This window comes from Pseudomonas sp. AC112 (genome assembly GCF_979253545.1).
The window spans coordinates 3,842,634-3,856,578 of record NZ_CEEDCM010000001.1 but is presented as its reverse complement, the minus strand read 5'-3'; the positions used below and the strand labels follow the sequence as shown (position 1 = coordinate 3,856,578).

Below are 13,945 nucleotides of genomic sequence, written 5' to 3'. Positions count from 1 at the left end.
GGGCTTTTTATTGATTACTGGTACACATTCAACTGTAGGAGCCGGCTTGCCGGCGATTGCGGTCTATCCGCCACAGGTGTGTTGGCTGGCCTACCGCTATCGCCGGCAAGCCAGCTCCTACAGTTAGGGCGGGGAGTAATGTAAAGACTGTGGCAGGTCGACATCCCAGAGCACGCCCGGATCATCAACAGACACTTCACATACCTTCGCCTGCGCAAACAACGGCCTGGCACCACGATCACCTTTCAACGCCATCAGCCCTGGCCCAGATGCCCGGCTAAACGCCACAGGGTGCCCATACTGCCCATCCTGCACCGGCACACTGATGTCACCCGCCTCCAGCCCATCGATCACCTGCTCAACGCTGGACGACCAGATAAACGGCATATCTCCCAGCACCACCAGCCAGCCTTCCGCCGCCGCACTGGCTGCAACCGCCGCCGCAATACTGTCGCCCATGCCTGCTGAGCGCAGCAGCAAGACCTTGCAACCGTAGACCTCAGCCAAACGAATGACGTCGAGGCTGTCCGGCGACGTCACCACCCAGCGCTCAACCACAGCAGCCGGCAGATTCATCAGCACCTGCTCGATCACCGGCCGTGTTACGCCGTCCAGACCAACGCAATCAGCCAACAACTTGTCCTGGTCCGCCCCGGCTTCGGCGCGGAAGCGACTGCCCTGCCCCGCCGCGAGCACAATTGCAGTGACAGTCACTCAGCCACCACCGGCAATGGTTTCTTCTGCATCGGCGCCACGCCGTTCTTGATCGCGACAATTTCCGCCATCAGCGACAACGCGATCTCCGACGGAGTGTGGCTGCCAATATGCAAGCCAATCGGCCCATGCAGGCGTGCGATCGCCTCGGCGGACAGCCCCAGCGCGGCGAGGTTTTCCCGACGCTTCTGGCTATTGACCTGCGAACCCAGTGCGCCGATATAGAACGCCGATGAATTCAGCGCTGTCAGCAACGCCATATCATCCAGGCGCGGGTCATGGGTGAGGCACACAATGGCCGTGCGCTCATCGGTCTGGATGTTGAGCACGGCTTCATCGGGCATGCCCGGTACAAAGCGGCCATGCTGCTCTTCCCAGCCGTAGACGAACTCATCACGCGGGTCGCAGATCAATACTTCGAAATCCAGCAAACGCGCCATCTCTGCCACATAGCGTGACAGTTGCCCGGCGCCGATCAGCAGCAAGCGCCAGCGCGGGCCGTAGATGGCGCGCAGGCGTTCGCCGTCGAAGGTGACCACATCGGTCTTGCTTGCGCTGGTCAAGGTGACGTCACCACTGGCCAGGTCCAGTTCACGCGCGACGATCTGATGGTCTTCGCACCGCGCCAGCAACTCCGACACCCACGCCCAATCGCGCACACGCTCTTCGGTCAGGCGCAAGGTGCCGCCACAGGGCAGGCCAAAACGTGCGGCTTCATCGCGGGTCACGCCGTAGGTCACCAACTGGACCGGCGGCCCGTCTGCAGGCAACCGACCATCCTGCAGGCGTGCAATCAAGTCATCCTCGATGCAACCGCCCGACACCGAGCCGATCACCACCCCATCACCTCTCAGCGCCAGCATGGCGCCCGGTGGACGCGGGGCACTGCCCCACGTCTGAACAACGCTGTACAACACCACTTGCTGGCCGGCGCGACACCATTCGAGCACGCTGCGCAGGACATTCAAATCAACACTGTCCACATAACCTCCCGCACGCGCCCCAGCGCAAATGCTCATTTGATGATCGCATGTAGAGCGTGCCGCGCGGCGCAAATTTCATCTGCGAAGACCCGGTGCGACTAAATAGGCGTTGAAGTAAAAAAAGGCCTCATCGGCTGTTGATGAAGTACTCACTTAATTTAAATCAAAACACGGCAAAAGTGACCGGCCGGAAACGCAAACGCCCCGAACCAGTCGGGGCGTTTGTGGGCAGCAGTTGGCGTCAGGTCACGCCATCAGCTGTTTACTTGACGACAGGTGCAGGGCCTTCGGCTACGCCCAGGTCATCCAGCTCGCGGGTTTCCGAGATACCGGTACCGCCGGACGCCAGCTCGCTTTGCAGCTTGTCGGTGTCCAGTTCCTTGACCCACTTAGCCACAACGATGGTGGCAACGGCGTTGCCCACAAGGTTGGTCAGTGCACGGGCTTCGGACATGAAGCGGTCGATACCCAGGATCAGCGCCAGGCCGGCAACCGGCAGGTGGCCCACGGCCGACAGGGTGGCCGCCAGCACGATGAAGCCCGAACCGGTCACGCCAGCAGCGCCTTTGGAGGACAGCAGCAGCACCAGCAGCAGGGTGATCTGGTGGGTGATGTCCATGTGGGTGTCAGTCGCCTGGGCGATGAACACGGCAGCCATGGTCAGGTAGATCGAGGTACCGTCAAGGTTGAACGAGTAGCCAGTCGGGATCACCAGGCCTACTACGGACTTCTTGGCACCCAGGCGCTCCATTTTGATCAGCATGCGTGGCAGTGCGGATTCGGAAGACGAAGTACCCAGAACGATCAGCAGCTCTTCACGGATGTAGCGGATCAATTTGATCACGCTGAAACCGTGGGCGCGGCAGATACCACCCAGCACCACCAGCACGAACAGGATGCAGGTGATGTAGAAGCAGATCATCAGTTGGCCCAACTGCACCAGGGAACCCACACCGTAGGCGCCGATGGTGAACGCCATGGCACCCAGGGCACCGATTGGCGCGAGCTTCATGATCATGTTGATGATGTTGAACATCACGTGGGCGAAGCGATCGATGAAGTCCAGCACCGGCTTGCCGTAGGCACCCAGGCGGTGCAGGGCGAAACCGAAGATCACCGAGAACATCAGCACTTGCAGGATGTCGCCGTTGGCAAAGGCGCCGACGATGGTGTTAGGGATCACATTGAGGATAAAGCCGACGATGCTCTGGTCTTTACCGGCAGTGACGTAGGCCGCCACTTTGGAGGCGTCCAGGGTCGCTACGTCGATGTGCATGCCGGCGCCCGGTTGCACGACGTTCACCACGATCAGGCCGATCAGCAGCGCGATGGTCGAAACGATTTCGAAGTACAGCAGCGCGTAGCCGCCGGTCTTGCCGACCGATTTCATGCTTTGCATGCCAGCGATGCCGCTGACAACGGTGCAGAAGATGATCGGGGCGATGACCATTTTGATCAGTTTGATAAACCCGTCACCCAGTGGCTTGAGGGCCACACCGGTCTGCGGGTAGAAGTGACCGAGCAAAATACCGATAACGATTGCAACGATCACCTGGAAGTACAGGGATTTGTAGATTGGCTGACGAGTCGTCATTGCAAAGTTCCTCAATCGTCCCGTGTGGCAAATATCCGCCATTGCCCACGACACTTGAATTGCGAACCCTCCTGCACTGGAGGGATTTGTTGTTTGCGAGGCCTATAGGTTCAGGCCTGCGCTGTAGTCCTTATCGCAAACGCCGTGCCACTTCTCTCAAAATCCTTGAAGGCCTTTAGACATCAGGCCTGGGGCTTTACAGCCCTTCTTCCAAGCCCCCGATCGAGTGGCGGATTTCCGCCCAGCGACCCAATCCCGTCCTACAATTTGGCGGATATCCGCCTTGTGACCCTGTCCGGGGATGCTACGATCCGCCCTTTCATGGACGAGGCCTTCGCATGCGTGAACGTACCATCGCCAGTCATTACGCCCGGGCCGCACTCGGCGGGGCGCGTCGGGCCGGTTACGACTATTCGGGCCTGTTACAACAGGTGGGTATTACCCCGGAGCTGTTGACCGAACCCCGCGCGCGCATCGCGCCGGAGCAATTTACCCGGTTGCTGCAAATGCTCTGGCTGGCGCTGGACGACGAATACCTGGGCTTCGCCGACGGCCCGAGTAAACGCGGGACCTTCGCCATGATGTGTCATGCGCTGATCCACTGCCGCACCCTGGAGAAGGCTCTGGAACGCGGCTTATTATTTTATAGCCTATTCCCGCAAGGCCCGCGCTGGCAGCTGACACGCGAAGGCGAAATGGCCCGCTTGAGCCTGGACGACTCACAGCTATGGGACCCGGATCACTTCCTGAGTGAATGCCTGCTGGTGATCTGGCATCGCCTGGGCAGTTGGCTGATCGGCCAGCGTATCCGGCTGCACCAGGCCACTTTCAGCTACCCGCAGCCGGCTCACGCCAGCGAATATGACCTGCTGTTTCCCTGTGCCCAGGTATTCGGTGCACCGAACAGCAGCCTGGTATTTCCCGCCCGCTACCTGAGCCTGCCGCTGTTGCAGGATGAGCGCACGCTCAAGCACTTCCTGGAGCGCTCCCCCGCCGACTTGCTGTCGCGGCCGGACGAAGGCGACAGTTTGAGCAGCCAGCTACGCCGCTTGCTCAGCCGCGACCGCAGTCCCTGGCCGGACCTGGAAGCCGTCGCCCAGCACCTGCATATCAGCCCACAGACCCTGCGCCGGCACTTGCGCGAAGAAGGCACCAGCTTTCAGGCGCTCAAGGATGAGCTGCGGCGGGACATCGCCATCTATCATTTGGGCCGGGCGGATTTGTCGTTGCAGGAGATTGCCGAGCAGCTCGGTTTTTCGGAACCGTCGGCGTTTCATCGGGCGTTCAAGAAGTGGACGGGGTTGACGCCGGGGGCGTATCGCGCGCAGGAAAGTTAGAGCTATATTGCCTTTGTCGGCCCTTTCGCGAAGAGGCCAGTGGAGCCAACAAAGATCACAAGGCAGGAAAGTGAATCTTGAACGCAGCGCCGCCCAACGGCGAATCCCCCAGGGTCAGCCGCGCGCCGTAACTTTCAATGATGTCCTTGACCACCGCCAAGCCGATCCCCTGCCCTGGATGCTGACGGTCCAGCCGCTCACCCCTTTGCAGGATCCGCGCACGCTGATCCGGCGGCACGCCAGGGCCATCATCCTCAATGCACAACTCGGTGCCTTCGAGGCTTTCCACCAGGCTGATGCGCACCTCGCTCAGGCACAGGCGGTAGGCGTTCTCCAGCAGGTTACCGAGCAACTCCAGCAGAGCACCCTTCTCGATCGGCACGTCGCAGTCTTGCGGCAACTCAAAAGACACCGTGACGCGTTTGTCGCGGTAGACCTTGTCCAGCGTGTCGCACAGGCTTTGCAGCACGGGCTCCAGCCGCACCTGATGGCGCACCAGCCCGCTTTTGCGCAGGCTGGCCCGTTGCAACTGGTAGCTGATCTGCTGGCTCATGCGTTCGATCTGCGATTGCAGCACCCAGGCCTGGTCACGGTCTTCAGGGCGCTGGGCCATGTCTTCGCTCACGCCTTGCAACACCGCCAGCGGGGTTTTCAGGCTGTGGGCCAGGTCGTCGAGGGAGTCGCGGTAGCGCGCGCGTTGCTCACGCTCACTGTGCAGCAAGCGGTTGAGAGAGCCCGTGAGGCGCAACAACTCGCGGGGGTGTTGTTCGGAGAGGCTTTCGCGGGTACCGCCTTCAATCTGGTCAAGTTCCTGGCTCAGCCGCCGCAGCGCTTGCAGGCCCCAGGTCAGGCCCAGCCACAACAGGGTCAGCAGCACCAGCAAGGCCGCGCCGAAGCCCAGGTAGAGGTTTTCGCGCAGGCCTTCGAGGGTCAGCAGGTATTCGCGCACCGGTTGCAGCGCGACGATACTGAACGCCGCGCTCTTGCCGCCCAGCAGCTTGACCTCGACGTCATACACGAAGAATTCCTGGCCGTTGGCCTCGCGAATCCGTGCAAATTCATTACCGCGCCCGTCGTAGCGCGGTTTGTAGTTGATGTTTTCTTCCTTGGTCGCCCGCGAACGCCACACCAAGTGGCCTTCACGGTCGTAGATATAGCCGAGCAGGCGGCTATCGGTGAGGTTGAAGCGTTCGTCGGGCAACTGCGCCGGCATCAGCAGGCGGTTGTTCTCCACGCGCGCGGCAGAGATCAGGGTGGTGACATCCGACGCCAGGCGTTGCTCGATGGAGTCCTGCAACGCCAGGCTGAACGCGCCCTGCATGGCCGGTAACAAGCCCAGCATGAACAGCACGGCCAGGGTGGCGGCCGCCAGCATCAGGCGCACGCGTAGCGAGCGAATCAACGGCAGCGCTCATTGAACAGGTAGCCCAGGCCACGCACGGTGTCGATCGGCTTGAACCCTCCCGGGCCTTCCAGCTTGCGGCGCAGGCGGCCGACGAGCACTTCGATGACATTCGGATCGCGCTCGTCGTCATCGGGGTAGAGCTGCTCCATCAAGCGGTCCTTGGCGACCACTTGCTGGTGATGACGCATCAGGTACTCGAGGATGCGGTATTCATAAGCCGTCAGCGCCAGCGGTTGCTCATCGAGGGATGCCTGCTTGCGATTGAGGTCCAGCAGCAAGGGGCCGGCCACGATAGTCGACTGGGTAAACCCGCTGGAGCGGCGCAGCAAGGCGTTCATCCGTGCCTCCAGCTCTTCGAACTGGAACGGCTTGACCACATAGTCGTCGGCACCGGCCGCCAGGCCTTCGACCTTGTCCTGCCAGTTGCCGCGGGCGGTGAGGATCAGGATCGGGAAGGTCTTGGCCTGGGTACGCAATTGGCGGATCAGGTCCAGGCCGCCCATGCCGGGCAGGCCCAGGTCGATGATCGCCAGGTCGTGATTGAACTGGCCGGTCTGGTACAGGGCCTCTTCGGCATTGGCCACGGCTTCGACCACATGCCCGCTGTCGGTCAGGCGGGTCAACAGGTGATGACGCAGCAGCGCCTCATCTTCCACCACCAGCAATTTCATAAGGCTCTCCAAGGCAAATCAACTGTCCGACAGAGGGATATCATAGCGGCCCTGCAGGTCTTGCGGGCGCAGTTTAATGCCATTGTACTGTGCGGTCAGGTGTTCATAGCCGGCGCGGTAGGCCGGCTGCGGGGTTACAAGGCCCAGGGACTGTCCCCAGGGCGCGGGTTGGCTGCCAGACTCTTCGAAACTGACACGCTGGATCAAGGTGCTGGATTTCTTGGTCTTCTCACCACCGAATCCAGCAAAGGCACCGTCGGCGGCCTGCACCCCGGCAGTGGCACTGAGCATGCTTAACGCCAACATCAGCTGTTTGATCGCAGTCATGGTGTTACCTCTACGCGTTTGGCTGTGTATGCCCAAGGCTACGCAGGCGCCCCTGAACTCCTCCTGAACAGGCTCTGAACCGCACCTGAACCGCTGCGGGCTATCCTCACGCCCATCAACTCGGCAAAATACCGCCCATGAATCCCCTACCCGCTTGCTGCACCCCACTCGACGCCCACTGGCCCCTGCCTGAACCCTTGCCGGGCGCGGTGTTTCTCAGCACCCGCTTTGACCCTGCCTTAATAACGGCAGACGACTTCCTGCGCAGTGCCGTACCGCCACCGGCCAGCATCCAGCGCTCGGTGGCCAAGCGCCAAGCCGAGTTCCTCGCCGGCCGGCTGTGTGCCCGTGCAGCGCTGCAACAACTGGATCACCTCAACTGCATCCCCGCGATCGGTGAAGACCGCGCTCCGGTGTGGCCGGCGCACATCAGCGGCTCCATCACCCACAGTACCGGGCATGCCGCCGCGATTGTCGCGCACAAGGCGCAATGGCGCGGCCTGGGGATGGACCTGGAGAACGTGCTGGACCTGGAGCGGGCGGAACGGTTGGCGGGGGAAATCCTCACCGCCGATGAACTGCAGCGCATGGGCGCCCTCCCGCGCGAGCAGCACGCCCTGTTGGTGACGCTGACGTTTTCGGCCAAGGAGAGTTTGTTCAAGGCGCTCTACCCGATTGTGCAGAAGCGCTTCTATTTTGAGCATGCCGAGGTGATGGAGTGGACTGAGGCCGGCTATATAAGGCTGCGGTTGCTGACGGACTTGTCCGAGGAGTGGTGCCATGGCAAGGAATTGGCAGGGCAGTTTGCGGTGGATGATGGGCAGCTATTGAGCCTGGTGGCTGTCGGCGCCTGATAGGCCGCTATCGCCGGCAAGCCGGCTCCTACATTTGGAATGCATTTTCCTGTAGGAGCCGGCCGGCGATAGCAGTATCAGGGTTTCTCCTGATCCCTCGGCCAACTCAGGCTAAAGCACGCCCCACCCAAGTTATTGCTCTTGCTGATCAACGCCCGCCCGCCGTGCCAGTAGATAATCCGTCGCACAATCGACAACCCCAGGCCATGCCCACCGGAGGCGCGGGTGCGGCTGTCGTCCAGGCGCAGGAACGGCGTGAAGATGCGCTCCCAGGCACTCTCCGGCACGCCGGGGCCGTCGTCTTCGACATCGATGCGGCAGCGCACCTGCCCCACTTGATAGCTGATGAGCACCTGGCCCTGTGCGTGGCGCATGGCATTGCTCACCAGATTCTGCAGCGCACGGTGCAGGTAACGCGGCTCGGCATCCACCCAGGCATCATCCCAGTGCGCCGAAGACAGGCAAATCCCCCGTGCCACGTTGACCTGTGGACGCAGTGGCGATAATTCGCCGATCACCTGATCAAGCAGCGCATTGAGGTCGACCCGCTGGAAATTCAGCTCCGGCGAGCCCTGCTCCAGGCGCGCATAGGTGAGCATTTCGTCCACCAGGCCGTCGAGGTCCTGGATATCACTGTCCATGCCTTCCAGGTATTTGCGCCGCGCCTCGGCAGTGGTGGCATCGCCGACCATCTCCAGGCCGAAACGCAGGCGCGCCACGGGCGTGCGCAATTCATGGGACACCGCGCGCACCAGTTCGCGCTGGATCGCCAGCAACTGCTGCAAATGCTCGGCCATGCCATTGAACGCCGCAGCCAGGCGCCCCACCGAGTCAGCACCACGGGCGGGCACGCGCACTTCCAGATTGCCCTTGGCGATGCGGGTGGCGGCGGCTTCCAGGCCGCGCAGTCGACGCTCAAGCTGGCGCACCAGCAGATACACGATCAAACCGATCAGGGTCAGGCCGATCAAGGCGATCAGGATCAACCATTGCGGCGGGTAAGGGTTCATCTGATACAGCGGCCCGAGTTCCAGCACCCACGGCGTACCGACCATGCCGGCAAACACGCGGATCGAATCGCCGCCCTTGCCCAGGGCCATCACCGTATCGCCCTCCGAGACGCGGCGGCGCTGATCTTCGTCCATGTCGGCCTGGTCGAGGGTCATCAAATGCATATCGAAGCCAAAGCCCTTGGCTTCTTTGATATCCGCCAGGCGTTGCGGCTGTTCGGCAACGGGGAAGCGCACCAGCTCGTCGGCCAGCAGGTAAATGGTAGCGCGCGCCAGCTGTTCGCTGATTTGCTGCACTTCACCGGTAAGAACAAGCTGCTCCCGATCACTGACCAAGCGCAGTACCCGCGCGGCGTGCGGCCCGGTCTGCTCGACCAGCACCTGGCCGCGTTGCAGGCGAGTGCGCTGGCTCAGGTCCAGTTGCGCCTCGGCCAGCGGGCGCAACTCCAGCGGAATGCCCAACAGGCGTTCCCACACCGCCAGGGCGCGCTGGCGCTCAATGGCGCTCATGGGTTGCAGGTTATCGCCCATCAACGCGAAGGTGCCGTGGGCCAGGCGCTCGCGGTACTGGCCGCTGCGCACCTCGTTGAGCAGGTGCAGGGCCAGCACCCCGAGCAGCGCCACCAAGATCAGCGCCGCGCACATGCCGCCATAGATGCGCAGGAAGATCGAGTTCACAGCGACATGTCGGCGGCGGCTTCGGGGACGAACAGGTAGCCTTTGCTGCGGATCGTCTTGATCAGGCGCGGGTGGATCGGGTCATCGCCGATTTTCGGGCGAATGCGTGAAATGCGTACGTCGATGGAGCGATCCTGGCCGTCATAGCCAATGCCGCGCAGGGCGATGAAGATTTCTTCGCGGGACAAAATGCGCCCGGCGTTCGCCACCAACAGCCACAGCAGGTCGAATTCGGCGCTGGTCAGTTCGATACTTTCATTATTCAGCCAGGCCTCGCGCAATGCGCTGTCCACCACCAGGGGGCCGAACTGCAGGCGGCGCGGGCTCTCTGTTGTTGCCGGCTCCGCAGGCTCGCTGCGTCGCAACAGGGCCTGGATGCGTGCCAGCAACAAGCGCGGGCGCACCGGCTTACACACGTAGTCGTCGGCGCCCATGTCCAGGCCCAGCACCTGGTCCATGTCGTCGGTGCGCGCGGTGAGCATCAGGATCACGCCGTCATAGCGCTCGCGTACCTTGCGGCAGATGCTCAAGCCGTCTTCGCCGGGCAGCATCAGGTCGAGGATCACCAGGTCCGGCTGCTCGGCGATGATGCGCGCCGCCGCCAAGGCGCCATCGCCTTCCACCGATACCCGCAGGCCGTTGCTCTCGAGGTAATCACGGGTCAATTCGGCCAACCGCTGGTCGTCCTCGACTATCAATACCTGCCAGGCTTCTTGCTCCACGGGCGACCTCAATGTCTGTCATAAAAGGAGGGCATGATCTGAACCACATCACCGCCCATTGCGGCCGATTGTAGCCATGGGCCAGTCCCCAAACACAAGCCGGGAAATCCATTCGGTGATCGCGATTTTTTGTGATAGGGTTCGCGCCCTCAAAAATCCAACCGGCTGTTTTTGCCTTGGAATATTCGGTGACAAACGGCCGACTCCAGCAGTAATGCGGCCTACACGGGAGTTCCACGTTTCATACACATTTTACCCACAGCGTTATCCACAGGTAGTGCGTTGCTAAGCCCCCCAAAACGCATTATCTTGTAGGTCGGCGCTAAAAAAACCCTACATGTAGGGTTTTGAGCGAAAAGACCAAACACAGATCAGACAAGAAACTCAAGCCCTTTCTTGCTCTCGTTTGGTTGAACCAACGCATTTTTTGAAAGACCAAACCGCGCACGCGGATGGCAGCCGTTTTCACGCTCCAACAGCGCAAAACGGTACGGGTGTTGCAGTGCTTGAACCTGGCAACTGTTACCCACCAGGAATACGGCCAAGGGCTTTACAGCCCCTAACCGAAGACTTCGGCATGGAAGCGGCGCGAACAGCTCCCTTCCTCCTGTCCCGAAGTTGTTATGCCAGGCCCAGGCCTGCTGTAAGTGCTTCAGGACGGAACGGTGGGCACCTTGATGGTGCCCAAATAAATATAGAATGTGGAGACAACCCCCCATGCAAACCGACACAACTCGCGAGAACCCGCAAGGCTCCGTGCCGCAGGCCGCTGATTCGAACCTGGATCTGTCCGCCACTGCACCCGGCCAATTGCGCGTGATCAAGCGTAACGGCACTGTCGTTCCTTACACCGATGACAAAATCACCGTCGCCATCACCAAAGCGTTTCTTGCAGTTGAAGGCGGCACCGCTGCCGCTTCGTCGCGCATCCACGACACCGTTGCCCGCCTGACCGAACAAGTCACTGCGACCTTCAAGCGTCGCATGCCTTCGGGCGGCACCATCCACATCGAAGAAATCCAGGACCAGGTCGAACTGGCCCTGATGCGTGCCGGCGAGCAGAAAGTGGCCCGCGACTACGTGATCTACCGCGACTCGCGCGCCAAGGAACGTGCCGTACGTTCCCCGGCCGAAGAAGCCGCCGTACAGGCTCACCCGTCGATCCGCATCACCCTGGCCGACGGTAGCTTTGCACCGCTGGACCTGGGCCGCCTGAACACCATCATCACCGAGGCCTGCGAAGGCCTGGAAGAAGTCGATGGTGACCTGATCCAGCGCGAAACCCTGAAGAACCTGTACGACGGCGTGGCCCTGACCGACGTCAACACCGCCCTGGTGATGACCGCCCGTACCCTGGTTGAGCGTGAGCCGAACTACTCGTTCGTGACCGCACGCCTGCTGATGGACACCCTGCGTGCCGAAGGCCTGGGCTTCCTGAAAGTCGCCGACAGCGCCACCCACCACGAGATGGCCGACCTGTACGCCAAGGCTCTGCCGGCCTACATCGCCAAGGGTATCGAATTCGAATTGCTGAACCCGGTCCTGGCCACCTTCGACCTGGAAAAACTCGGCAAGGCGATCAACCACGAGCGCGACCAGCAGTTCACTTACCTGGGCCTGCAAACCCTGTACGACCGTTACTTCATCCACAAGGACGGTATCCGCTTCGAACTGCCGCAAGTGTTCTTCATGCGCGTGGCCATGGGCCTGGCGATCGAAGAGAAGCAGAAAGAAGACCGTGCCATCGAGTTCTACAACCTGCTGTCGTCCTTCGACTACATGTCGTCGACCCCGACCCTGTTCAACGCCGGCACCCTGCGTCCACAGCTGTCCAGCTGCTACCTGACCACCGTGCCGGATGACCTGTCGGGCATCTACCACGCGATCCACGACAACGCCATGTTGTCCAAATTCGCCGGCGGCCTGGGCAACGACTGGACCCCGGTGCGTGCACTGGGTTCGTACATCAAGGGCACCAACGGCAAGTCCCAGGGCGTTGTACCGTTCCTGAAAGTCGTGAACGACACCGCCGTCGCCGTGAACCAGGGTGGCAAGCGCAAAGGCGCTGTCTGTGCCTACCTGGAAACCTGGCACATGGACATTGAAGAGTTCATCGAGCTGCGCAAGAACACCGGTGATGACCGTCGTCGTACCCACGACATGAACACCGCCAACTGGATCCCTGACCTGTTCATGAAGCGCGTCTTCGATGACGGCAAGTGGACTCTGTTCTCGCCATCCGAAGTGCCAGACCTGCACGACCTGACCGGTAAAGCCTTCGAAGAGCGCTACGAGTACTACGAAGCCCTCACCGAGTACCCAGGCAAGGTCAAGCTGTTCAAGACCATCCAGGCCAAAGACCTGTGGCGCAAAATGCTGTCCATGCTGTTTGAAACCGGCCACCCATGGCTGACCTTCAAGGACCCGTGCAACCTGCGCAGCCCGCAGCAGCACGTGGGCGTGGTCCACAGCTCGAACCTGTGCACCGAGATCACCTTGAACACCAACAAGGACGAGATCGCCGTTTGCAACCTGGGCTCGATCAACCTGCCGAACCACATCGTCAACGGCAAGCTGGACACCGCCAAGCTGGAGCGCACCGTCAACACCGCCGTACGCATGCTCGACAACGTGATCGACATCAACTACTACTCGGTGCCACAGGCGCAGAACTCCAACTTCAAGCACCGTCCGGTCGGCCTGGGCATCATGGGCTTCCAGGACGCGCTGTACCTGCAGCACATTCCTTACGGTTCGGATGCTGCGGTCGAGTTCGCCGACAAGTCCATGGAAGCGGTCAGCTACTACGCGATCCAGGCTTCCTGCGACCTGGCCGACGAGCGCGGTGCCTACGAGACGTTCCAGGGTTCGCTGTGGTCCAAAGGCATCCTGCCGCTGGACTCGCAACAGATCCTGATCGAAGCCCGTGGCCAGAAGTACATCGATGTCGACCTGAACGAATCCCTGGACTGGGCGCCGGTACGTGCCCGTGTGCAGAAAGGCATTCGTAACTCCAACATCATGGCCATCGCACCGACCGCGACCATCGCCAACATCACTGGCGTGTCGCAGTCGATCGAACCGACTTACCAGAACCTGTATGTGAAATCGAACCTGTCGGGCGAATTCACCGTGATCAACCCGTACCTGGTTCGCGACCTCAAGGCTCGCGGCCTGTGGGACTCGGTCATGATCAACGACCTGAAGTACTACGACGGTTCCGTGCAGCAGATCGAGCGCATCCCGCAAGAACTCAAAGAGCTCTACGCGACGGCCTTCGAAGTGGACACCAAGTGGATCGTTGACGCCGCCAGCCGTCGTCAGAAATGGATCGACCAGGCTCAGTCGCTGAACCTGTACATCGCCGGTGCTTCGGGCAAGAAGCTCGACGTGACCTACCGCATGGCTTGGTACCGTGGCCTGAAAACCACTTACTACCTCCGTGCCCTGGCCGCGACCAGCACCGAGAAGTCGACCATCAACACCGGTAAGCTGAACGCTGTTTCCAGCGGCAACCACGGTGATGACTCGGTCCTCGCCGCTCCAGCCGGCCCAGCCCCAGTGCCAAAAGCCTGCGCGATCGACGAGCCGGATTGCGAAGCTTGCCAATAAGCTGAGCCCGCCTTGGGTTTAATCACCCAAGGCTGCAA

At 61.3% G+C, this 13,945-nt stretch carries 11 protein-coding genes; 3 read left to right on the top strand and 8 right to left on the bottom strand.

Features of this window, described 5'->3' with window-relative positions; translation table 11 throughout:
* Window positions 1-123: 123 nt before the first annotated feature.
* From AC0IYN_RS17825 to AC0IYN_RS17815, 3 genes are all read right to left on the bottom strand, one after another.
* Entirely contained in the window at window positions 124-714 is a 591-nt protein-coding gene (locus tag AC0IYN_RS17825; RefSeq protein ID WP_471842388.1) for a nucleotidyltransferase family protein, read from the bottom strand.
* Window positions 711-1,697: an XdhC family protein gene (locus tag AC0IYN_RS17820; RefSeq protein ID WP_471842387.1), complete on the bottom strand. Its 987-nt coding sequence runs from the start codon at window positions 1,695-1,697 to the stop codon at window positions 711-713. The genes AC0IYN_RS17825 and AC0IYN_RS17820 overlap by 4 nt, the downstream gene beginning before the upstream one ends.
* 262 nt (window positions 1,698-1,959) lie before the next feature.
* Window positions 1,960-3,291: a dicarboxylate/amino acid:cation symporter gene (locus AC0IYN_RS17815; protein ID WP_028617588.1), complete on the bottom strand. Its 1,332-nt coding sequence runs from the start codon at window positions 3,289-3,291 to the stop codon at window positions 1,960-1,962.
* 338 nt (window positions 3,292-3,629) lie between these two features.
* Between AC0IYN_RS17815 and AC0IYN_RS17810 the strand changes: the two genes are divergently transcribed.
* Window positions 3,630-4,628 carry an AraC family transcriptional regulator gene (locus AC0IYN_RS17810; RefSeq protein WP_368945035.1) on the top strand — a complete coding sequence of 333 codons (999 nt, stop codon included), beginning with the start codon at window positions 3,630-3,632 and terminating at the stop codon, window positions 4,626-4,628.
* Window positions 4,629-4,683: 55 nt separating this feature from the next.
* On the opposite strand, the gene AC0IYN_RS17805 is transcribed toward AC0IYN_RS17810, so the two are convergent.
* Genes AC0IYN_RS17805 through AC0IYN_RS17795 form a run of 3 tightly spaced genes read right to left on the bottom strand, consistent with a single transcriptional unit; the run spans window position 4,684 to window position 7,031 of the window.
* The gene (locus AC0IYN_RS17805; protein ID WP_406598163.1) at window positions 4,684-6,030 is read right to left on the bottom strand and encodes an ATP-binding protein; all 1,347 of its coding nucleotides are present in this window, start codon (window positions 6,028-6,030) and stop codon (window positions 4,684-4,686) included.
* Window positions 6,027-6,704, bottom strand: a complete 678-nt coding sequence (locus AC0IYN_RS17800) for a response regulator transcription factor (protein ID WP_015885446.1) — start codon at window positions 6,702-6,704, stop codon at window positions 6,027-6,029. The genes AC0IYN_RS17805 and AC0IYN_RS17800 overlap by 4 nt, the downstream gene beginning before the upstream one ends.
* An 18-nt stretch (window positions 6,705-6,722) precedes the next feature.
* Window positions 6,723-7,031: a hypothetical protein gene (locus AC0IYN_RS17795; RefSeq protein WP_471842386.1), complete on the bottom strand. Its 309-nt coding sequence runs from the start codon at window positions 7,029-7,031 to the stop codon at window positions 6,723-6,725.
* Window positions 7,032-7,168: 137 nt separating this feature from the next.
* Between AC0IYN_RS17795 and AC0IYN_RS17790 the strand changes: the two genes are divergently transcribed.
* A complete protein-coding gene (locus AC0IYN_RS17790; protein ID WP_406598162.1) occupies window positions 7,169-7,885 on the top strand; it encodes a 4'-phosphopantetheinyl transferase family protein in 717 nt (238 codons plus the stop codon).
* 77 nt (window positions 7,886-7,962) lie between these two features.
* Here AC0IYN_RS17790 and AC0IYN_RS17785 read toward each other — a convergent pair whose 3' ends face one another.
* Entirely contained in the window at window positions 7,963-9,573 is a 1,611-nt protein-coding gene (locus AC0IYN_RS17785; protein WP_471842385.1) for an ATP-binding protein, read from the bottom strand.
* Window positions 9,570-10,295 carry a response regulator gene (locus AC0IYN_RS17780; protein ID WP_406598160.1) on the bottom strand — a complete coding sequence of 242 codons (726 nt, stop codon included), beginning with the start codon at window positions 10,293-10,295 and terminating at the stop codon, window positions 9,570-9,572. Before AC0IYN_RS17780 ends, AC0IYN_RS17785 begins: the two co-directional genes overlap by 4 nt.
* A gap of 717 nt (window positions 10,296-11,012) precedes the next feature.
* Here AC0IYN_RS17780 and AC0IYN_RS17775 point away from each other — a divergent pair.
* On the top strand, window positions 11,013-13,907 hold the full coding sequence (locus AC0IYN_RS17775) for a ribonucleoside-diphosphate reductase subunit alpha (protein WP_065909250.1): 2,895 nt from the start codon (window positions 11,013-11,015) through the stop codon (window positions 13,905-13,907).
* Window positions 13,908-13,945 lie beyond the last annotated feature (38 nt).

Coding starts and splice junctions, on each gene's coding strand:
- AC0IYN_RS17815 (WP_028617588.1), bottom strand. CDS start 3,291: ATGACGACTCGTCAGCCAATCTACAAATCCCTGTACTTCCAGGTGATC.
- AC0IYN_RS17810 (WP_368945035.1), top strand. CDS start 3,630: ATGCGTGAACGTACCATCGCCAGTCATTACGCCCGGGCCGCACTCGGC.
- AC0IYN_RS17800 (WP_015885446.1), bottom strand. CDS start 6,704: ATGAAATTGCTGGTGGTGGAAGATGAGGCGCTGCTGCGTCATCACCTG.
- AC0IYN_RS17795 (WP_471842386.1), bottom strand. CDS start 7,031: ATGACTGCGATCAAACAGCTGATGTTGGCGTTAAGCATGCTCAGTGCC.
- AC0IYN_RS17790 (WP_406598162.1), top strand. CDS start 7,169: ATGAATCCCCTACCCGCTTGCTGCACCCCACTCGACGCCCACTGGCCC.
- AC0IYN_RS17775 (WP_065909250.1), top strand. CDS start 11,013: ATGCAAACCGACACAACTCGCGAGAACCCGCAAGGCTCCGTGCCGCAG.